Genomic DNA, 21,585 nt, shown 5'->3' with positions numbered 1-21,585 from the left:
CTTGGGAGTAAATCTCAAATTGTTCGACTTAGCGCGACTCGACGCTCGCGCTCGCCGAACGTCGAGTCGCCGATCGTCTAAAATCTCAAACTGCAAGTTAACTGACCTGAAAACTTGACAATGGGTACACTCCGTGCTGCAAGAATAGGTCTTTCCTTATACCTTGTAAATAAGTGCCTTTTACTTTCTACCTTGTAATAAGTTGTCTCAAATTTGACTGCAAACAAAAGTGTTTTAGGCGAAACTAAACCATACAATTTTCTTGACACCCGCAGCTATTGAGGAACAGCCCGATGAGTTCAGTCCTCCAGTCTTCAGAACAGGCTATTGATGCAACATCTATTTCCCATTCTCCCGCTTACTCCAAATCAGACCTGTTTCTGCGAAATCGCCTCAAAGTAGTAGAGGACTTGTGGGAATCGGTGCTGCGACAGGAGTGCGGGCAGGAATTAGTGGATTTGCTCCAACAAATGCGCTCGGTCAATTCCGCCGAGGGACAAGCCACTCACTTTCGCGAGTCGAATGTCGTACAGCTAATCGAAAAGCTCGACCTTAACGCCGCCATCCGCGCAGCTAGGGCTTTTGCACTGTATTTCCAGTTAATCAACATTGTCGAACAGCACTACGAACAGCGAGACCAACAGCTAGCTTACGCTAGCAGCAACGATGCTGGTGGGCGGATGTTTTCTAAGCTGCCCGGACAAGCAACGGATGCCCCCGATCGCCCGCGGCACAGGGAAGGCCCAGGCCCCGTCCAAACGGTTCTGAGCAATGCAGACAGCAGCGAGACGATCGCCCGAGATGCCGGCACTTTTCACCAACTGTTCCCGATGCTGCTGCGCTTGAACGTGCCCAGCCAGCAAATTCAGCGCTTGATCGATCAGTTAGACATCCGCTTGGTATTCACCGCTCACCCGACAGAAATTGTCCGCCACACGATCCGCACCAAACAGCGACGAATGGCGAAGATTCTCCAACAGCTAGACCAAGTTGACGAGAAATTTCAGGTGCTCGGGGCCGACCCTCAAAGCCCCTACCCAGTGTCTTGTTGGGCAGCGGCGGCTCTCCAAGAGCAACTGATGGAGGAAATTCGCCTCTGGTGGCGCACGGACGAACTGCACCAATTCAAGCCGACTGTGCTTGACGAGGTGGAATACACTCTCCACTACTTCGATGAAGTGCTGTTTGATGCGATTCCCGAACTCTACCACCGCTTAAAGCAAGCTCTGCACGCTTCTTATCCTTATCTGAAACCGCCGAGTTACAATTTTTGCAAGTTCGGTTCTTGGGTGGGATCGGACAGGGACGGCAATCCTTCTGTGACTCCGAAAGTTACTTGGCAAACAGCTTGCTATCAGCGCCACTTGGTGCTAGAGAAGTACATCGCCGCGGTGAAGCGGCTGAACGAACTTTTGAGTTTGTCGCTGCACTGGAGCGACGTGCTGCCGGAATTGCTGGAATCTCTCGATCGCGACAGATCGGAATTTCCAGAGGTTTACGAGCAGTGGGCGATCCGCTATCGCCAAGAACCTTATCGGTTGAAGCTGGCCTACGTGCAGCAGCGACTGGAAAATACGCGCGATCGCAATTGGCGGCTCTACAAAGGAGACGAGTTGCAGCGGGAGCGCGAAGCTTTGTCGGAACATCCCGGAATGACCGGCCTTTATCGATCGGGCGCTGAGTTTTTAACCGAGCTGCAGCTCATCGAGCACAATTTAGTCGAAACAGGTTTGAGCTGTCGGGACTTGGAAAATCTGCTCTGCCAAGTAGAAATTTACGGGTTTAATTTGGCTTACCTAGATATCCGCCAAGAGTCAACAGTACACTCCGACGCTTTGAGCGAAATTGCGGAATACTTGCAAATTTTGCCCAAGTCTTACAATCAAATGTCGGAAGGCGATCGAATTATCTGGCTCGCAACTGAACTGCAAACTCGCCGCCCTTTAATTCCAGCAGAATTGCCCTTTTCTCCCAAAACTTGCGAGACGATTAATACCTTCCGCATATTGCGGCAAATGCACCAGGAATTCGGTCCGGAAATTTGCGAAACTTACGTGATCAGTATGACCCACCATGTCAGCGATTTGCTGGCGGTTTTGCTGTTAGCAAAAGAAGCCGGACTTTACGATCCAGCAACAGGAATTAGCAGCATTCAAGTAGTACCTCTGTTTGAAACAGTGGAAGACTTGAAAAAAGCGCCAGAAGTAATGCAGCAAATCTTTGAACTGCCGCTTTATCGGGCTTTGCTAACAGGAGGATACGCACAGGAAGTAGCGGAAAACAGCGAAGAAAATATCCAATGTCCAATCGACACTCTCAAATTGCAAGAGGTAATGCTGGGCTATTCGGACAGCAATAAAGATTCGGGTTTCCTCAGCAGCAATTGGGAAATCCACAAAGCTCAAAAGGCTTTGCAAATGGTTGCAGAAAAATACAATGTAGAGTTGCGGATTTTTCACGGCCGAGGCGGTTCTGTAGGGCGCGGCGGCGGGCCTGCTTACAAGGCAATTTTGGCTCAGCCCGGAAAGAGTATTAGCGGGCGAATTAAGATTACCGAACAAGGCGAGGTTTTGGCTTCTAAATATTCTTTGCCGGAGTTGGCGCTTTACAATTTGGAAACTGTGGCGGCGGCGGTAATTCAAGCTAGTTTGCTGCACACTGGTTTTGATGGCATCGACCCTTGGAATGAGATTATGGAAGAGTTGTCGGCGAGATCGCGATCGCACTACCGCCATTTAATCTACGAACAGCCGGATTTAGTCGATTTCTTCCACCAAGTTACCCCGATTCAAGAAATCAGCCAGTTGCAAATTAGTTCTCGCCCCGCGCGTCGCGGTGGCAAAAAAGACATCAGCGGTTTGCGAGCAATTCCGTGGGTGTTTAGCTGGACTCAAAGCCGCTTTTTGCTGCCTTCTTGGTACGGTGTCGGCACAGCTTTGCAAGAGTTTTTGCTGGAGGAACCGGAAGAGCACATGAAACTTTTGCAGTATTTCTACTTAAAATGGCCGTTTTTTAGAATGGTAATTTCTAAGGTAGAAATGACTTTATCTAAGGTGGATTTGCAGATTGCAGAACACTATGTGCAGGAGTTAGCTTTGCCGGCTGATAAGGAGCGTTTTCAGACTTTATTCGAGCAAATTGCTGCGGAATTTCACTTGATTCGGGGTTTAGTTTTAACGATTACCGGACACCAACGTTTGTTGGACGAAGATCCGGCATTGCAGCGATCGGTGCAGTTGCGAAATGCGACGATTGTGCCTTTGGGTTTGTTGCAGGTTTCACTGCTGAAACGTTTGCGGCAGCACGGTAGTGGCGGGGTTCCGGGGGTGATTCACTCGCGTTACAGCAAAGGTGAATTGTTGCGGGGAGCTCTGTTGACGATTAATGGTATTGCTGCGGGGATGCGGAATACCGGCTAGGGAAATAGTTTTGATTTTTGAATTAGTGGTGAGGTGCCCTGCACCTTGCTACTGGTAGTTTCAGAATTCAGGCGATCGCCCATTGTAGTCACAGCCATAGGAAACTGTTCGCTATCCTAGCTGAGATTTTTTATGTCTAAACGCAAACAGTCTGAAGGTTGTCGCCCGATGCTGCGGCGCACTTTTTTATTTTTAACGGGCTTAGCTTTGGCGCGGGTTGTGACTGACTATTTTGCGATCGCCCAAAACCGAGAGAGTTTCTGGACTCTCGCAAGTCAAGTGTGGCAAAAGTCACTCGCTTTTTTATCCAGTATACAATCAAATCAAACTCGTCCACATCTCCCTAACAATCCCATTGTAAAATCGGGAAAAACCAATCAACCTCTGCCGAGTAATCCTATTGTAAAATCCTCAAAAAATTCTCCTGCTGCGCCGCCGTCTCAACCTCAAATTATCAGACGTTCGGCTAAGCAAGCAAAACCCCTACAAGTCAGCCGCCAAAATGTAGCTGGCGCCAGTTTTTATCTCACAACTATTGACCTCGCAGACCCCGAAATTTATATCACAATTGGGTTAGCTAATAATGCAGATTTTGCAAATACTTCTAAAGTAACGCGGGGCGATGAACCTTTTGAAAATATGGTCGCGCGTTACCGGGCTGCTGTTGTTGCTAACGGGACTTTTTTTGGTAAAGATCAGCAGAAATCTGTGCTGGGAAATATGGTGGCGGCGGGTAAGTTTCTGAAGTACAGCCGATGGGAAAATTACGGCACGACTTTGGGAATTAAAGCGGGAAATCAATTGGAAATGGTGACGGCTAGAATCGATGGTAAGCCGGATTGGAGTCAACATTGGTTTTCTCTAACTTGCGGGCCGAGATTGGTTAAAGGGGGGAAAGTTTGGCTGTCTCCTTTGTCGGAAGGTTTTAAAGATTCTCATGTTTTGGGGGTGGGTTCGAGAACGGCGATCGGCTTTCCGGCTTCGAGAGATAAGTTATTTTTGGTGACTTTTCTTGATAGTTTGTCTTTGGAAGCAGAAGCTAAAGTTATGCAGGCGATCGGCTGTTTTGAAGCGATGAATTTGGACGGGGGCGCTTCGGTGGGTTTGGCTCATCAAGGGCAGATTTTATTGCCGCCTGGACGGAATTTGACGAATGTGCTGGTGGTGTACGATCGCGAATATCCAGCCCCGGCTCAGTTAAAGCAGTCCTGGGAACGCTTTCAAAAGGGAGCTCGACCTTCCCCCGATCCGTCAGTTTTTTTTGATTGATCTAGCAGAAGGAAGTTCGGCTTCCGTTGCAGGCGATCGGGATGTAACGGATGGAAGAAAGAAGTCAGATGGAAGTCGGAATCGAGGGAGCATCCCGATTTTGGGTAGTGCTCCCGAGGGAAGGAGGAGAGAATGAGAGATAATGCTATAACCAGTGCTTGGGATACGTCCTTTCTGCCGCTAAATTATTAAAGATGACGGCGCACAAGACCAAGATTATTGATCCCTCAAAAGCAGGTGTTAGCAAAAATTTCCAGTCTGGTTTGGTCATCATTACGACTAAGGCAACTGCTCCCGAAGGCGGATGTAGAGTTCTGGTAATCTGCATAATTCCGATCGCACTAGAAACAGCCATTCCCATCGCCCAGGGAGAAGAACCGAGAAAATGCAGAATCACTAAACTGGTGAGAGCCGCTAAGAAATTGCCCCCAATGACATTCCGGGGTTGAGCCAAAGGGCTGTCAGGGACACCAAAGATGAGAACGCTTGTGGCGCCAAACGGAGCCATTAGTAAAGGAGAATTAGTTTTTACAGCAAGATAGGACGTTGCAGTGATTGCCAAAAAACTGCCAATCCAACTCCAAAAAATATGCCGAGGATGAGGTCTGTCTATTGGGCAGGTCAATGAACACGATCGCCATCTCCCAAAGGTTTTAAACCAATAACTTTCCCATTTCAGTCGAATTTTTTTAGTGTCAATCATAAATCAGGTTAGTTGATAACCAGGCTTCTTAAATTGTCTGAACCAGCCTCCGCTAAAGTTAAGATATCATAACAATTGCTCAAAAAGTAGTTAAAGGCACAGATTTTTTACTTCTATGCCACTTCACCGTTAGCCGTCAGAGTTATTGATGAGGGTAAAGCGAGAGGTTATTTGTGGACTGGGAGAGCGGGTTTGGGCATCGGCTAGCCACACCCACTGCTTGTTGCCGGAAGTGGTGAACCCTTGACCATAGCTCATCCATGTGCATCGTCAGACGGTGTTTCGGCTTTGGGCGCACTGGCACTTTTTTCTCCACCTGCGGGTATTTCGCGTTGACTTACTGTTGCAGCTAGAGTTCCGAAATCTGCAAGGCACGGGAGGCATATATTTACCGGAATCCTGCAGGAGGCTATCAATCTAAGATAGTCTTTGCAGATAATGCTGCGATTAGAATGCTAGCTTTTCCTGAGATTAAAATTAGTTTTTCAGAACTGTTTTTGCCTGTTTAGTTTGTGTTTGAGCTTTAACCGCAGATGGAGCCGATAAAAGCAGATGGACGCAGATAAAGAGTTAAGACCAAGATGTTTGGGAGTGGTTTAAATCTCAAGGTCGTGGTAAAATGGAGAAATGAATTCAATGGTCTTTTATTTCAAATCTTGAATTATTAGACAGACTTGGGCAGTGATCCCCTGCTGAGAAGTTTCAAATAATGCAGTTATTAAGGGCTGAGTTGGTGAAAGAAGAAATGTTAAAACCATTGGAGACAGGGGCGGATTATCGTGTTTGGTCGCCTGATAATTATGGTGATGCTGCTCAGAAATTAATCAGCTTATTAGTAGAACAAGAAGAAGCGAAAGAATAAAATGTGAAATGCTCTTAGCTGTTTCACCAGAAAGCTATAATTGAGGAAATTATTTGTAATGTCAGAATTTTATTTAGAAAATCTTTCCGAAAAAATACATTACGGCAAGACAAAAGATTATTTTCAAGAAGTTCTATCTTCGTACCACAATGGCAACTATCGTTCCGCAGTGGTAATGCTTTGGTCTGTCGCTGTTTGTGACATAGTGTATAAACTTCGATATCTTGTTGATTTATATGAAGACGCAGTTGCAAAATCAATTCTTGATGACCTTACAAAATCACAAAAGGATGATTCCAAATCATCCTCTTGGGAAGTTAAACTGATTGACGATACCCATAAAAAGACAAATCTGTTGGATAACTCAGAATATGAAAATCTGCGATATCTTCAAAAGCAACGCCATCTATGCGCTCACCCTACATTAGACTCAGATAGACAATTACATACACCTAACAAAGAAACTGTGAGGGCGCTGATTAGAAATACTCTGGAGGATTTGCTTATAAAGCCACCTTTCTACACGAAAAAAATAATTGACGAACTTTTAGAGAATATTGCGGAAGCAGCGCCAGCACTTAATACTAGAGAAAAATTAAAAAGATATGTAGAACATCGATATTTAAGTAGACTTAAACCTGAAGTTGAGCTTTCTATTTATAGAAGTTTCTGGAAGTTGGTATTTAAGCTGGACAACGAAGATTGCACAAAAAACAGAGATATCATTTTGCAAACACTTGAGGTAATCGGAAATCGGAATGTTGGAAGTATTCTCAACCAAATAAAAGGAGAGAAAGACTATTATAGTAATGTTTCATCGATTCCGCTCACTTTGGATTATTTAGTATTTTATTTGTCAAAAAATCCTAAGATTTATGATCTTCTTAATGAAGATGCGAAACTTCAAATACAGCATAATGTTAAAACTACTAACACAAGCAAAATGTATGGATGGTTTGTGAAGGAGAATTTAGAGGTACACTATGAAGACATCTTATCTTTGATAGAAAACGATATTAACTTCAATTTTAGGAAGGGACAATTAAATTTTTTGCTTGAGATAGCTGATACAGAAGAGTGGCAACATTTATTTTGTCGCATACTATCTAGTTATTACGGTGCTAGCAGAAGTTTTAATCAGGCAGACTCTCGATTTCAGGAAGCCATATCTCCTTACCTTGAAGTCTTTGATAAAAAGGCAATAGTGTTTTTGATTCAGCGAATTGAACAAAATGATCAGGTATATAGGCGCCAAATAGCAAAAGAAGAATACAAAGAAATCAAGAAAAAGCTTTTTCAATTACACGGACCGGAATTCGACTTGAACCCTTACGAAAATTTCAAGAGAAGGGTGATGGAAGATGAATGCTAAGTCAGCTAACTAATCAAAAAATCTCCTCATCCGCTTTCGAGGAATACACCCACGACTCAATGAGCCCGCATAACGCCCCTACTCAAGAGTTTGTGGGTAAGTCCTGTGTTCGCTACGGAGAGTTTTCCCACTCGGCGGTAAGCTTGCGGAAATTGTATTTAGATGCGCCGGGGTGACAAGTAACGCAACTGCTGATATTTGCGGGTTGTGGCAGTTTTACTTTAGGGTGCAGTGCTTTGAAATAGCGAGAACTGGCGACTCGGTAGGCAACTTCTTCGTCTTTTGCTTGGGGACGGGAAAAAGTTTGCAGGTAGTTCCACACTAGCAGGCGGGGCGGGTCTACTAGCAGTTTGATGGTTTGTCCGTAGTGTTGGGGATCTTGCAGCAAGCGGCGCCAAGTTTCTGTTGGTAATACTTGCGGCGGTAAAGCGATGTGACAGGTGGCGCAGTTTTCTAGGTACAGTTGCTGTCCGAGTTGGTAGCGTTCGGGGATACGATCGACAGTTCCAGTATCTTCAATTGCAGAAACTTGAGCAAGTCGCGCCGGAGTGCGAGAGTAGGCAGTCTGAGCTGCAACCCATCCGCCACAGGTACAGCAGATAATTATCAATAGTAGCAAAGTTGAGTAAAGCCCCCGCAAGCCTACTCTGCGACGTTTGCGGGGTTTTTCCTGTTTCATAATTCTGAATTTATTTTTGGTTAAATCACTGGTATGCTCATGCCTTCGCGGGCTAAGCAGGCATTGGCGAACGCTGCCTGCACCTCTGCTTCGACTCCATCGAGAAAATTGTCGTCGTGACCCGGATCATGGTGAAACATCACGATTTTTTTGACTCCAGCAGCTTTCGCTACTTCTACTCCTGCTTGCCAAGTCGAGTGTCCCCAGCCGACTTTCGGGGTTTTGAAGTTGTAATACTCTTCGTTGGTGTAGTTGGCGTCGTAAATCAGCACATCAGCGTTGCGAGCTAGGTGTACCACGTTGTCGTCCAGGCGATCGGGAAAATGTTCTGTATCGGTGCAGTAGACGGCCGTGTGTCCCTCCCAGGTGACTCGATATCCGATCGCCGTATTAGGATGGTTGAGCAGTGCCGTTTCTATTTTCACATCGTCGAGTTCGAGAATATCCCCAGGGGTCAAATCGTTGAATTTGAGGTCGGACTGCATGACTTGGATGGGGACGGGAAAATTGGGGTGTAGCATTTGGTCGGCAAGACGGTGTTTTATGGTAGTGCCGTTGGGGGCGATCGCACCGTAAATGTGAAAGCAGTTCCCCGGGATAAAGGCGGGAGTAAAGAACGGAAACCCTTGAATATGATCCCAGTGAGTATGACTAAAAAACATATGGGCTTCGACAGGCATTTGCCGCAGCAAGTTTAGGCCGAGAACTCGCAGGCCGGTGCCACCGTCAAAAATTAGGCGTTTTTTACCCAAGCGCATTTCTACACAGGAGGTGTTCCCTCCGTAGCGCAGTGTTTTGGTGCCGGGGGTGGCGATGCTGCCCCGCACGCCCCAAAACTGAACGACAAACTCGGTCAAAGGACTATTTTCCATAGTGGCTTTGTGATCGGAAGGCTGTGGATTGGGTAGAGAGGGTGCGGAATCTGGCATTTTTTTTTGTTTTGGCGGCAGGAACTTGGGAGTTGAAATCTTAGTTTTTAGTTTTTAGTTTTTAGTTTTTAGCAATCTGTACTATAAAGCGCTTCATCAGGAAACCATCCGAGTGCCGAAGACTTGGGCTGTTAGAATTCTCAACCTTACGGGTTGGTGTAGGAGATGTCACGCTTGAGAGATTATTTTTTGCATCATGCGGGCTGTTTAGCGCGTTCTGTGTTCTGAGATTAAGATAGCGCCGATCTATCTAAGTGTTAGGGTAAAATTTCCTCAAACGTAGAACGCATTCCCCAGGGGTAGAATTTGGGCTTCATCTTAACTCTAGGAGTAGTATTTTTTTCAAGATTGGGGTCGGGGCGGGGTTTGGAGGAATGCCGTTCCGGTGACTCGGCATTGACGAGTGATTTGACCTTCTAGCTACCCGTTCCTCGACTGCATCGCCTGACGTGCAGCGATCGCCTTAAGTTCGGCCTCCGGAGTTTTTAGTCGGGTTGTAGTCGAGGAGTGCGGGCTAGGGGCTTATTTGCGATCGGCTGCGATGCACTTTTCCACTAAGGGCATGACTTGATCAACATCTTGCCAACCCAGAATTTCCGTGACTTTTTTCTCCAAATTTTTGTAGGTTCTAAAAAATTCGGCTATTTCGTCCAAGCGGTGGGGGGCTACGTCTTTGAGGGACTTATAGTGAGCGTAGCGGGGGTCTTTGTCGGGAACGCACAAAAGTTTCTCGTCTCTGTCGCCTCCGTCGATCATTTCCAGCATTCCGATCGGACGGGCTGCGATTATGCACCCTGGAAATGTGGGCTCATCCATCATCACCATGCCGTCGAGGGGGTCGCCATCATCGGCTAAGGTATTGGGTATGAAGCCGTAGTCGCACGGATATTGGACTGAGGAAGAAAGCACCCGATCGAGAGCAAAGGCTTGCAAGTCTTTATCAAATTCGTACTTGTTTTTGCTACCGGCGGTAATTTCGATGAGGACGTTGAGCAGTCCTGGTTTCGGCTGTGCCGGAATTAGCGATAAGTCCACAACAATATCTCCAAGTTAACAGATGATTGGGATGAGTGCTACTTGCCAAATCCCTTTGATAGCATTTTACGGGCGATCGGGCTCGATGCTGCATGAGATTGAGAGAAAACGGGGGAGTGCGATCGGGGTTGCACAATTTGAGGATGATGCTTGTGAAGTGTCCCGCCTGCTGGGAAAATACACCGGAGGGCGGGACGCCCATCCCACAGTTTGAGGGGGCTATGGTTTGAGAGGGCGAGGGAGATAATTTCACATCGATATCTTCTTTTTACCGTCTCTCACAGTTCTTTGAATTTTCAATCCCAACCACTCGCTTAGTTCTGTTGCTAACCACTCGATTTCTGATTCACTTAGTCTCTGCTTCACTCCCAGTAGATATTTTTTGTCTGCTTGAATAATCACCTCAGAAACATTGTCTCCAATTTTTTCAATTTCTAACTGCCTAATATCCTGCCTGGGAGCTGGCTGGGAATGATTCCATCTCAGCCCCAGCAGATGGCTGCTAAAGGATATTTGTTTGCGATTGATTACCAGATGCAATTCCCGAAATAGTGCAAATATCGACATTACTCCAGCCGCTACTAAAAAACTTCCTGATATCATCCTCAAAACCACTGGATTTATCGGACTTTGGTAATAATTAGTCCACAATGCGATACTCGCAGCAACCGCACCCGAAAGTATGGAAACCCAATCAAAAGCGAATCCATGCGGTGGAATTACAATCTCTATCAACTCCGAATTTTTTGTTAATTTAATATCGCTGCCTCGCGGCTGCACGGGCATAATACTTTTGGGTATCTCGCGGGGATTTGCGAGGGAGTTCGATGCTTCTCCAGCCGAAGATAACCGTTTTTCCAAACTCGGTTCGGTCATCCACTCCAGCCAATCTATTAAATTAGGATTTAGTTGCGTTACCCGATGGGCAAATAGAATTTTTAAATCCTGCTGCAACAGTTCGGTGGGATGCAAACCCGTTACCAGATAAATTAAAGTCGCACCCAAACCGTACAAATCCGAAGCCGGAACGGATCGCCCGCCAAATTGTTCCGGCGCCATATATCCGTAGGTTCCCACTACTGTAATCGTGCCGCCAAATTTTGCAGCTTGGTTCTGCACCGAACCGAAATCAACTAAATAAACTTGTCCGACAGTGTGACCGGATCTGTTGTGCAGTAAAATATTGCTGGGTTTAAGATCGCGGTGGATAACAGGGGGATTGCGCTCGTGCAAATAAATCAAAATTTCTAACAACGATTTAGCTAATTCTTTTACCTCGCTTTCGCTAAAATTACGCCCAGAACGCAAATGCTCTTCTAAAGTTTTTCCCCCTACATAACTCTGTACCAAGGCAAATCCTTTACTGTCTGGTTCGTCAATTTCCAGATAATCCAGGTAGCGGGGAATTGCTGGGTGAGAAAGCGTTTTTAAAGTTTCCGCTTCCCGTTCAAATAGCTTGATGTCTTGCCATTCAAAATCGCTGCCGAGGAATAGCTGTTTGATGACAACTAATTCTTGAGTTTCCAAATCGCGAGCTAGCAGTGTTTCGCGACCGATTTTTTTTCCCAGTTGCCGCTGCATTTCGTAGCGTTCTGCTAATATTTTGCCAGTCATGTTTTTTCCCTTAATTTAAATTAAAGTCCACTTTCTTTTTGATACCAGCGGGCAAAAGACTTGCTACCTATCCCCATTGACAGCCCTGCAATGAGCGATGGTGCCACAACTACAAAAATATAATCAGTCAATGAGGGTACATAACTAAACGTAACGTCGTCCCCAAAAGAACCAAAAAAAAGAGACTCCAAATCGAGCGTCTTCATAAAGAGGATGCTTGTAAAAGTACAGATTGCCATACCGATCGCAGTTAAAACCTGTCGGTGAAGCTGGGGATTAGTTAGGGGAAAAAAACACGCGACCGTCACAAGTGAGATAATAATTCCGTTCTCCAAACCCAGCAGCGCGCCGAGAAAAAGGCCGAGGATTCCTCCCGCAATTGTCCCCGCAATCGGCAACAGAAAGGTAGCGTAAAATGCTGCACAAATTCCTACAGCTAGAGATCCTGTCCTAGTGCTGTACCAAATAGCATTCTCGAACAAGCTAAAGGTGTTCACGGTTTTTCCCTGTTTCAATGGTAGGGAATATTTATTTATTGTCTGTGGTTTTTCGAGAACTTCTTTTGCCATCTGAACTGAGGCGGGACGGCGATCTAAACTGGGATGTGTCATCCACTTCAGCCAATTGGTAAAACCGGGACTCAGTTGGCTGAATTGCTCGAATTCAATCTGCAAATCTTTCTGCGGTAAATCGGCAGGATGCTGCTTGGTAATTAAGGCGATTAATGTTGCTCCCAAGCCGTACAAGTCGGAAGCAGGAACCGCCCTCCCACCAAATTGTTCTGGCGGCATATAGCCGTAGGTTCCGACAACGGTGACTGTTTTTCCCTGTTGCGTGGCGAGGGTTTGAACTGCACCGAAATCGACTAGGTAGACTTCCCCGACGCTGTTACCCGATCGATTTTTGAGTAAAATATTGCTGGGTTTAATGTCGCGGTGAATCACCGGAGGCTGTCGCTGATGCAGGTATGCGAGGATGTCTAATAATGCTGTGGCTAATTGTTTGACTTCGCTTTCGCTGAAGGTGCGGCCGTCTGAGAGATATTCTTGTAGGGATTTGGCTTCGATGTAACTCTGAACTAGGGCGAATCCTTTGCGGCTGGGTGTGTCGATTTCAAAGGAGTCTAGATATCGGGGAATTGCGGGATGGGATAGGGATTTTAAGGTTTCGACTTCTCGCTCGAACAGTTTTAAGTCTTCCCAGTTAAAGTCGCTGCTGAATGAGAGTAGTTTGACTACTACTTGCTGTTGGGTTTTTAAGTCGCGGGCGAGTAAAGTTTGCCTTCCTGCTTGCTTGCCGAGCCGCCGATCGCACTGATAGCGATCGGCTAATATTTCTTTTGACAAATCGCCGATGTTTTGTCCGCTCATGTTCTCTTGCCCTAGAACCGATTAAACCTAGTGTAGTTGACAATAAGGCAATAATCGGAAATGTTCGGGCTACGGCAAAAAATTTTTTATGTCAAAGAGCAACTGCCTTTAAGAGCCAGCGATCTGGCACAATAAAGACGCCCCTGAATAAAGCTGGAATTTAATTTTGGATTTGCTTGTAAATTGACTGCACTACGTCGAGCAGGCTCAAGACTTGCTGCCATTCGGGGGCATCGGAGTTGTAGCTTTTGGCGCGCTGAGCTTTCAAACTGTGGTGCAAGAGGGAAAGCAGCGCGTCTGGAGACTGTAAGGAATTGTCCTCTTCATCTGCTGGGGTTTGGGCTGCATTTTCTTCGATATCTTCTTTAATTTTTTGTGCTCGATCAGCGAGGGCTAAAGATCTGCCTGCAAGGTTTTCCGGCATTTTGGGCTGTTCCGACAAAGACGCGCTGGTTAGTTCTACCAATAGTTGACAGACTCGATCGACCCATTCGTGATCGTTTACAGAAAACGAACCTGATTTGAACACTTGCCCGTCAGGCCTTTGTTGAATGCTTTGTACCTTCTGGATCAGAGGGATAGCCTTAACAGTGATGTTTTCCGGGATTCTGGGGATATCTGACAGGGAGCTCCGAGCAATCTCCAGCAATAGTTGGTAAACCTGATCTACCCACTCAACATCTCCCGATTGCGAATTCCAATTATTCATAACTGACGCTAGTGGTTTTCTATATCTAAGACTCGAACATTGACTATCTGCGAAGCAAGCTCTTTTTAGGAACCCCTAACGCTATTAAGACTTACGCGGGCGGGGTGAGAAACCCGGTTTTTGAGCGGATGTTTCGTCGCCTTTTTCCAAGATGTTTCTCAGAAACCGGCTAACGCTGCCGGAAGTCCTAACTATTTTTAAGCGCTTCAAATAGTAGAAGTGCTAAGTTTGTTGCGGTAGGTAGTGCGAACGAAACACGTAAGGCGAAACCCCGGCATCTCGCTTGCAAGTTCAAATCCGGTTATATAACCATACTACCTGTTGGAGCTTATTTACAATTACCTCAATAGGATATTAAGGTTAATTGGTGGTGGGATGGGAGGCGCACCCCCGATCGCGATCGCCCCCACTCGGAACCCTGGCGCCACCATGAGGATTTGCTGTGGGCCACTGCTATTTTTCTGTGAGATTCCACACACCATCCCAGTTGAGTACATCTGAAAACCCATGCTGAAATAACATACAGCGATCGACGTGCAATTTAGCTGCCTTGTTTTTAGAGTCAACTTCCAGAACGGCCTTAAATTCGCGTTCAGCGTCTTTAAAGGCTTGCTTGGCTTTTGGTTCTAAGGCTTTCTTAAACTCGCTCAGCAGTTTTTTCACCCGATCGAGTCCCAGGTTTTCAAATTCCTCATCTAACATTTCTGCAACTGTCTCGCAGGCCCGACTTTTAATTTTCGCCTGCAATAGCTGCCTGATTTCTGCAGGTTTCAGCCTCTTGATTTGGGGATTTGATGGTTCTAAGATGTCTGCTTCCAAGAGCTTTTTGACTTCGCCTTCTTGCAAGTATTTAATATCGTCTGCTGATAGGGGCTTGATTTTTGCTTGCAGCAGCATTTTGGTTTCGTCTTCCGAGAGGTTTTTGATGCCTTCCAATTTCAGCAGTTGGATTTCAGGCTGCAACAGTACGATGAGTTTGTCTGCTTCGGACAGGTTTTTTGGGTCGTACTCTGACAGCTTTTTCAGTTGATATAAGAGCTGCCTTAGTTCGTGTTCCAACTGTTGCTCTAGATCGTAGGACAGTTTCTTAATCTCTGCCTCTGGCATTCCGGCGACATCCTTTAAGATGTTTTTCACCTCACTTTCTGAGAGTCTTTGGCTAACTGGAGTTTTGTAATGTTCGCGCCCCTTGGTGTAATGTTCTATAATTTGTTGCTGTGTTTCGGTTAGTGACTTACCCACTGGCGAGTATCCCTCGCGAATGCCGACGAGTTCGTAAACGATTACCGGTTCGCTTTTGCCTTTGACAGTAATAAAGTCGAGTTCTCGCACGTACAGCCGATCGGCATAATCTCTGTAAGTATTGTCACTGATGATCAAGTCGGTGCCGTACTGTTTGCTGGCGCCTTCTAAGCGAGAGGCGAGGTTTACGCCGTCTCCGATCGAAGTCAATTCCATGCGTTTGCTACTACCGATGTTGCCGCTGACAACTTCATCGGAATGCACGCCCATACCAATGCCGATCGGCAATTCCCCATGTGCCATACGCTCTCGATTAAACTCAGCCAGTTTTTCCCGCATTTTCACCGCCGTTTGCATGGCGCACCAAGCATGATCCTCTAGGGGTGCTGGAGAGCCAAAAACTGCCATCAGAGCGTCGCCGATGTATTTGTCGAGAGTCCCTCCGTACTCGAATACGACATCTACCATCACTTCAAAATATTTGTTCAGCATCACTACCACTTCTTCGGCTTGCAATTTTTCCGTAAGTGTGGTGTAGCTGCGAATGTCTGAGAACAGCACCGAAACCTTTTTGCGCTTACCGCCCAATCCAGTATCCCCTGAAGCTAACAGCGCTTCGGCTACTTCTGGCGTCATGTAACGGTACATCAAGTTTTTGATTTGCTTGGCGTTGCTAATATCTTCCATGACGACTAACGCGCCGTTGACCTTGCTGGTGTCGGTAGCGTCAGTCATTGAATTAATCGAGAGATTGATACTCTGCGATTTTGCTTCACTAGACAGCAAAACTTGATCCGGGTAATACTGCTGGCGATCCTTATCGTCTTCGGGAGACAAAGACGCATCAAACCATTTGGCAAAATCGCCTTTTTCTAACTTAATTAACTCCCGCAAAGATTGACCTTCGGCTAATTCTGCATCGCTGACACCCAGTAATTTTTGGGCACTGGGATTGGTCGCTACTATATTGCCTTTTTTATCTGTAGAAATTACCCCGTTAGTCAGGGCGTGCAGCATATCTTTTTGTCTTTGTTCTTGCTGTTTGACTTCTGCAAACAGTTTGGCGTTTTGCAGGGCGACCCCTGCTTGGATGTTAAACGCCTTCATAAATTCCAGGTCGTTGCGATTGAAACTCGCTTTCCACTGTTCGGGGGCGTGAGGCCAATCTTCCGGGTTGTAGGGGGGGAATTCTCCTTGTTTTTTTTTGTTGATTAGTTGAGTAACTCCAATCAATTTCTGGTCTGCATTAAAAACTGGCATACAGAGCATACTGCAAGTACGGTAGCCCGTTTGTTGGTCGGTTCTTTTGGAAGTTTCGGCGCGGGGGTCATTGTATACGTCAAAGGGCAGCAGCAGCGGTTCGCCGGATTCGGCGACGATGCCTGCAAAACCTGCTGTTCTGGGTATGCGAAGTTCTTTCAGGCTGTCGGCGATCAGGATTTTAGTCCAGAGTTCGTCTTTATCTTCATCGATCAGCCACAGCGTGCTGCGATCGGCGTTCATGAGTTCTTGCGCCTGATCCATCACTCTTTTTAGGGTATCTTCTAAGTCTAAACTGCTCTGAGAAAGAGCGTTGACGGCGTTCATCAGCGCTGTCGCGGCCCGTTGTCTTTGAGTTGCTGCGTAGAAAGATTTAGAAGACTCTAGAATTAGGCGAATCGACGGGGCAAATTCTCTAAAAACTTGTTCGTCTTCTTGAGTAAAACCTACCTTATCAATCTGTGATTCTAAAGTACCATAATGTTCGTGGTTGGGCTTGAGTTTATTAATCAGTTGAACGACTGCTACTAACTCTCCTGTTTCTTCGTTGATCAGGGGCATCGCCAGCATTGTATAAGTGCGATATCCTGTTATTTCGTCAGTTTTTTTGGCGTTAGTGGAGCGGGGGTCGTTATAAAAATCATAAGGAATATTCACCACTTTTTTCTCCGTGGCTACTTCTCCAGCAATGCCTACATGGGCGGGTACTCTGATCTCTAGATTGTTGCCATTTTCGTCTTTAGCAACTCTCGCCCAGAGTTCATTTTTTTCGTCGTCTAATAAAAATATCGTGCTGCGAGCGGCATTTAGCAATTCCCCTGTTTTGAGGGTAATCGACTGCAACATTTCGTTAAGGATGGCGTCAAATCCCTGGCTATCAAGGAGATTGTCGAGCATTCCCAGCGTTTGATTGACAACCCTCAGTTTTTCCTCTACTTCCCTGGCGACTCCTTGAAAACTATCCTTGTTTAGGGGTGCGAGGAAACTAGAGAAGTTTCCTTGGCTTTTGACGATTTGATTATTGCTAGAGGGATAATGAGAATGCTGTTCCTGATGATTTTCACTTATAGGAGTGACATCTATCACGTTTTCCATAGCTGACAGATTGGGAGATGCAGATTTCATAGACCTTTACAGAATCTTAAGCGTAAGGGTTAGTCTCTAAGATAGGAGAGCGAGCAAGTTAATTAATGAGTGACCTGTCGCACAAAACTCCAGTATGTGTGAAAGTATTTCCCAGTTTACAGAACTCCGGCCACAGGGCAAAGCCTATTCAGTTGGGATTGCTGGTGAACGGAGGGTGGGAGAGTAACGAGGCGGTGGGAGTGCTGCAATCTTTTTAGAGATCGCGAATCTTGTTTAAATGGTTTATTAACTGATTTTGACATTGTGCGTGCCTGGTTTAAGTAGGTTCGGCAGGTCTCCCGGCCGATCGCCCGCAGGAACATGAATGCGTACTGGCGGGAGGACTGCTGAAAGAGGGGTGGCCTTGTGGGACTAGCCGCAATTGTGACACTACCAGTTGCTAGTGATGTGTGCCCTTCTCTACACAATTGTGGTTTTTAACTAGAATTTCTCTCTATTTTGCTGCTCTTAGCTTCCATCCCACTAAATTCACGGGGTTTTCAGCTTTTTTTTGTAAAATTTGCGGTTGATATTTTTAGTGTAACGTCCGACTCGGAAAAAACTCCGCCTTTTAACCCCCCGATCGGCTGCAGGGCAGTGTAAGGGTTTGAGCGACTGAGTTTGACGCCGTTCGATCGTCGGTTTCCGTTGCAGCTTTTTTTGCCGTCTTCGACGTATAAACCGGGTTTTTTTACTCCCATACTTTTTTCACCCCTCAATAAAGATTTAAGACAATCGGTTTTTAAGACTCCGAAGGCCCAGTGGACTATTTTCGACTGGCGGTGCGCCAACAATTGTTGTGTCTTCAGGGTTGGGCGGACTGAGTTTGGCGCAATCCGGCGGCTTCGACAAGCAGGGATTCGGCGAAGGCGATGGCTTCTGTTGCTGAGCGGCCACTGGCGAGTTGGGCCAGTTCTTCCCGCCGCTGCTCACTGTTGAGAGCGGCAACTCTGACTACTGTACGTTCGACTGGTTCGGAGTCGGCTGCGGGTTCGCCGATACTTGGTTCTGCTTCGATCGTCTGTTTGTTGACGCGAAAATGAAAATCAGCCATCGCAGCGATCAGCGGCTGGTGGGTGACGCAGAGAACTTGGTGTTTGTCAGAGAGTTGGTAGAGTTTTTTGGCGATCGCCCCAGCGACTCTCCCGGAGACTCCGGCGTCTATTTCGTCAAAAATCAACGTACCGGCACTTTCTATTTGGGAAAAACAGGCTTTGATGGCGAGTAGAAAGCGGCTCATTTCTCCCCCGGAGGCGATCGCGCCCAGGGGTTGCAAAGGTTCGCCCGGGTTAGGACTGAAACAAAAGGCGATTTGGTCGGCACCTGTAGCGGTTGGGGTAGAAGGCGAGATCTCAACTTGAAATTGCACTTTTTCCATTGCTAACGGCTTAAGTTCTCCTACCAGGTGCGTTTCTAGTTTGAGGGCTGCTTCGCGTCGCAGCGTAGTGAGGTGGCTGCAAGCGTCTTTTAATTGGTCTAAAGCGGTCTGATATGCGAGTTCTAAGGCTTCCATTGAGTCGCCTCCTTCTAAAAGTTCGTTTAGTTCATTTTGAATGCTTTGGTAGTAGGCGATCGCTTCTTTTAGCGGCCCGTATTTGCGGCAAATTTGTTTGAGTTCCCGAATCCGATCTTCTACTTCTTCGAGTCTTTCGGGATCTGCTTCTAATTGTTCGCCGTAGCTGCTAATTTGCCTGCTGGCTTCTGTGGCTTGAGCTAAAGCATCGCTGACCATTTCTAGGATTGGTTGCAACTGCACATCGTAAACTGCCATGTCGCTTAAAATTACTTCGGCTTTGCTCAACAAGTCGGCGGCTGATGCGCTGTCGCCGTCGTTTTGGTAAAGGGCTTGGTGGACTTGGTAACTCTGCTGCTGCAATTCGACGACGTGGCCGAGGCGGATTGATTCGTGTTCTAGCTGTTCGAGTTCGTCGGCGTCTTCGATATGGGCTTCGCCGAGTTCTCGGACTTGGTATTCTAACCAATCAAGTCTTTGCAGTCGCTGCTGTTCCGACTGACGCCTGCGTTTGAGGGCTGTTTTGGCGTTGTTGGCTCCCAGCCACGCGGAGGCGATGATCGATCGCGCTTCAGTGAGCTTTTTGCCGCCGTATAAATCGAGCCATTCTCGCTGGAGGGTTTCTTGTCCGAGGTGGACGGTTTGGCCTTGGGCGGTAATTTCGACGAGCCGATCGCGCAGTTGATCCATTAACTGGCGGTTGACGAGAATTCCGTTCAAGCGCGATCTGGTGCGTAGAGCACCGCTTGATGTGTTAATTTCCCGGCTGCAAACGGCTAAATTTCCGTCTATGGGTTCGATTTCTTGCTCGCCCAGCCACAAAGCCGCGGCTTTGTCCAATTCAAAGGTAGCTTCCAATATTGCCCGCGCTGCTCCGGTGCGAATTGATCGGCGATCAACCTTGCCGCCCAACACTGCATCGATCGCATCTAGGATAATCGATTTGCCTGCGCCGGTTTCCCCTGTAAATACGTTCAAACTGGGGCCAAATTCTAGATCCAGGCAATCAATTAAGGCAAAATTTTCTATTCTGAGGGATATTAACATGGGGGATTGGGAATTGGGAATTGGGAATTGGGAATTGGGAATTGGGAATTGGGCATAGGCTCCTCCACTATCGGGCGCGTCGAATTTCCCGACTCCAATTTTCATTTTTAACTAGAATACTTTTGATTTTGCCATTATTGATGGAGTCTCAACCTTAATGCCCAATAAATTTCTGTTTCCCATTGCTCTATTAAGTGTTGTCTTGATTGGAGCTTTTGGCTAGAATCTGCACCCAGACAAGCAGCGAGTCCATGAATTAACCCTGGCGACTGGAACGAAAAGCGGGAATTATTATCCTTTCGAGCAGGCAATTGCTGAGGTAGTTACACAACAAAATCCGCGTCTGCGAATTCGAGTTATTGAGAGTCAAGGTGCTGAGAAAAATATGCGCCTGCTTCAGGCAAATGAGGTGCAGTTAGCGATCGTACCAAACAATACGGCTGCTGTACCTTCTGATCGGGGACTTGCTTCGTTTTTTAAAGATGTTCTTCACTTAATTGTTTCCGAATAATCTCGCATTCAAAGTGTAGCAAATTTAAAAAAAAACATATTGCACAAATGGCTAAATGCAGCGATTATTACAGTTTTTTTTGTTTATTAGAAAACATTTTTGTTAAAATAAACCGCTTTTATATCTACTCCTACTTCGGGGACAGAGGCTAATAAATTATTTAGTAATGGAGAGGTTGATGCTATTTTTATGGTACTGCCTCCCGGCAGCAATTTGGTTAGAGATTTGCTGCAAAATACGCAGCGAAAGCTAGTGCAGATCGACCAAGGCCCTGCCAGGAAAATAAAGTGGCCTTATTTGGAAGCTGATGTGATTCCTAAAGGTACTTACAAGGCAGATCCGGCTGTTCCCGATGCAGATTTAGCCGTCGGAGTCCAGGCTACTCTGTTAGTACGGGAGGATGTCGATCCGGAAATCGTGCGGGAAATTACGCGGATTTTGTTCGAGCACTGTCGCAATTTGGTGGCTGCTAATTCGCGGCAATTATTAGTCAGCCGGGAGGGAGCGGGGGTTTAGCTTTGCCTCTGCATGAGGGCGCTCAGGCTTATTACGATCGCGAAAAACCAGATTTTTGGGCGGCCACTTCCGATCTTATGGCTTTATATTTGTCGAGCGAAACGCTTTTGGCGTCTTGGCTTTGGCAGTTGCTATCGCGCTTTTTACAGAAACAAAAAAATCAAGCCCATCAGTTTAAGTTGGCGATTTTAAATTTGATTCAAAAAGTTCGCCAACACAAAAAAATGGAGGAAATCGATTTGTTGCAAGAAGAGTTATTTGAAAATTTTAAGCAAGTAATTGTCGATTTAGATGAATATCGGATTGATTCTGATTCTTTTCAATCTTTTAGTTGGCTCTTCAGAACTTGTGGTGATAACTTTATCTAATCAAGTGCTAAAATGTTTAATGTTTTTGAGTGGTTAAATCTG

Annotated in this window: 18 protein-coding genes; 8 read left to right on the top strand and 10 right to left on the bottom strand. The window is 46.4% G+C overall.

Translation table 11 applies throughout. From position 1 onward, the window contains the following. The first annotated feature begins 293 nt into the window (after nucleotides 1-293). Together ppc and QUA40_RS09810 are read left to right on the top strand one after the other, a co-directional pair. A complete protein-coding gene (ppc, locus tag QUA40_RS09815) occupies nucleotides 294-3,419 on the top strand; it encodes a phosphoenolpyruvate carboxylase (protein WP_333124620.1) in 3,126 nt (1,041 codons plus the stop codon). A 132-nt stretch (nucleotides 3,420-3,551) separates the two neighbouring features. Further along, nucleotides 3,552-4,688 (top strand): phosphodiester glycosidase family protein, encoded by a 1,137-nt coding sequence (locus QUA40_RS09810; protein WP_333124618.1) that lies wholly within the window; start codon nucleotides 3,552-3,554, stop codon nucleotides 4,686-4,688. A gap of 145 nt (nucleotides 4,689-4,833) precedes the next feature. Here the strand turns inward: QUA40_RS09810 and QUA40_RS09805 are convergent, their stop codons facing one another. Then, a complete protein-coding gene (locus tag QUA40_RS09805) occupies nucleotides 4,834-5,391 on the bottom strand; it encodes an HPP family protein (RefSeq protein WP_445301139.1) in 558 nt (185 codons plus the stop codon). 709 nt (nucleotides 5,392-6,100) lie between these two features. On the opposite strand from QUA40_RS09805, the gene QUA40_RS09800 reads away from it, so the two are divergent. After that, entirely contained in the window at nucleotides 6,101-6,253 is a 153-nt protein-coding gene (locus QUA40_RS09800; RefSeq protein WP_333124612.1) for a hypothetical protein, read from the top strand. 58 nt (nucleotides 6,254-6,311) lie between these two features. Further along, nucleotides 6,312-7,625, top strand: a complete 1,314-nt coding sequence (locus QUA40_RS09795) for a hypothetical protein (RefSeq protein WP_333124609.1) — start codon at nucleotides 6,312-6,314, stop codon at nucleotides 7,623-7,625. Between the two features lie 112 nt (nucleotides 7,626-7,737). Here the strand turns inward: QUA40_RS09795 and QUA40_RS09790 are convergent, their stop codons facing one another. From QUA40_RS09790 to QUA40_RS09780, 3 genes are all read right to left on the bottom strand, one after another. After that, nucleotides 7,738-8,304, bottom strand: coding sequence for a diheme cytochrome C (locus tag QUA40_RS09790; RefSeq protein ID WP_333124607.1), 567 nt, complete (start codon nucleotides 8,302-8,304; stop codon nucleotides 7,738-7,740). A 20-nt stretch (nucleotides 8,305-8,324) separates the two neighbouring features. Continuing rightward, nucleotides 8,325-9,233, bottom strand: a complete 909-nt coding sequence (locus tag QUA40_RS09785) for an MBL fold metallo-hydrolase (protein ID WP_333124605.1) — start codon at nucleotides 9,231-9,233, stop codon at nucleotides 8,325-8,327. A 522-nt stretch (nucleotides 9,234-9,755) separates the two neighbouring features. After that, a complete protein-coding gene (locus tag QUA40_RS09780; RefSeq protein ID WP_006634582.1) occupies nucleotides 9,756-10,268 on the bottom strand; it encodes an inorganic diphosphatase in 513 nt (170 codons plus the stop codon). A gap of 31 nt (nucleotides 10,269-10,299) precedes the next feature. On the opposite strand from QUA40_RS09780, the gene QUA40_RS09775 reads away from it, so the two are divergent. Beyond that, on the top strand, nucleotides 10,300-10,482 hold the full coding sequence (locus QUA40_RS09775; RefSeq protein ID WP_333124602.1) for a hypothetical protein: 183 nt from the start codon (nucleotides 10,300-10,302) through the stop codon (nucleotides 10,480-10,482). A 35-nt stretch (nucleotides 10,483-10,517) separates the two neighbouring features. On the opposite strand, the gene QUA40_RS09770 is transcribed toward QUA40_RS09775, so the two are convergent. From QUA40_RS09770 to recN, 6 genes are all read right to left on the bottom strand, one after another. Beyond that, on the bottom strand, nucleotides 10,518-11,882 hold the full coding sequence (locus QUA40_RS09770) for a serine/threonine-protein kinase (RefSeq protein WP_333124600.1): 1,365 nt from the start codon (nucleotides 11,880-11,882) through the stop codon (nucleotides 10,518-10,520). Between the two features lie 20 nt (nucleotides 11,883-11,902). Next, entirely contained in the window at nucleotides 11,903-13,252 is a 1,350-nt protein-coding gene (locus QUA40_RS09765) for a serine/threonine-protein kinase (RefSeq protein ID WP_333124597.1), read from the bottom strand. Between the two features lie 160 nt (nucleotides 13,253-13,412). Then, nucleotides 13,413-13,961: an inorganic pyrophosphatase gene (locus tag QUA40_RS09760; protein ID WP_333124594.1), complete on the bottom strand. Its 549-nt coding sequence runs from the start codon at nucleotides 13,959-13,961 to the stop codon at nucleotides 13,413-13,415. Nucleotides 13,962-14,414: 453 nt separating this feature from the next. Beyond that, nucleotides 14,415-17,588: a GAF domain-containing protein gene (locus QUA40_RS09755; protein ID WP_333124592.1), complete on the bottom strand. Its 3,174-nt coding sequence runs from the start codon at nucleotides 17,586-17,588 to the stop codon at nucleotides 14,415-14,417. 500 nt (nucleotides 17,589-18,088) lie between these two features. After that, on the bottom strand, nucleotides 18,089-18,289 hold the full coding sequence (locus QUA40_RS09750; protein ID WP_333124591.1) for a hypothetical protein: 201 nt from the start codon (nucleotides 18,287-18,289) through the stop codon (nucleotides 18,089-18,091). Between the two features lie 104 nt (nucleotides 18,290-18,393). Next, nucleotides 18,394-20,148, bottom strand: a complete 1,755-nt coding sequence (recN, locus tag QUA40_RS09745) for a DNA repair protein RecN (RefSeq protein ID WP_333124681.1) — start codon at nucleotides 20,146-20,148, stop codon at nucleotides 18,394-18,396. 226 nt (nucleotides 20,149-20,374) lie between these two features. Between recN and QUA40_RS09740 the strand changes: the two genes are divergently transcribed. The 3 genes from QUA40_RS09740 (at nucleotide 20,375) to QUA40_RS09730 (ending at nucleotide 21,543) form a co-directional block, all read left to right on the top strand. Then, complete coding sequence (locus QUA40_RS09740) at nucleotides 20,375-20,659, top strand: TAXI family TRAP transporter solute-binding subunit (protein ID WP_333124678.1); 285 nt, start codon at nucleotides 20,375-20,377, stop codon at nucleotides 20,657-20,659. A 120-nt stretch (nucleotides 20,660-20,779) separates the two neighbouring features. Then, nucleotides 20,780-21,175, top strand: coding sequence for a TAXI family TRAP transporter solute-binding subunit (locus QUA40_RS09735; RefSeq protein ID WP_333124676.1), 396 nt, complete (start codon nucleotides 20,780-20,782; stop codon nucleotides 21,173-21,175). Between the two features lie 2 nt (nucleotides 21,176-21,177). Next, nucleotides 21,178-21,543 carry a hypothetical protein gene (locus QUA40_RS09730; protein ID WP_333124589.1) on the top strand — a complete coding sequence of 122 codons (366 nt, stop codon included), beginning with the start codon at nucleotides 21,178-21,180 and terminating at the stop codon, nucleotides 21,541-21,543. Nucleotides 21,544-21,585 lie beyond the last annotated feature (42 nt).

The organism is Microcoleus sp. Pol11C3, assembly GCF_036701485.1.
Taxonomy (GTDB): Bacteria; Cyanobacteriota; Cyanobacteriia; order Cyanobacteriales; family Microcoleaceae; genus Microcoleus.
Note: the sequence above shows the minus strand (reverse complement) of the source record. Positions and strands in the feature narration are given on the sequence as shown.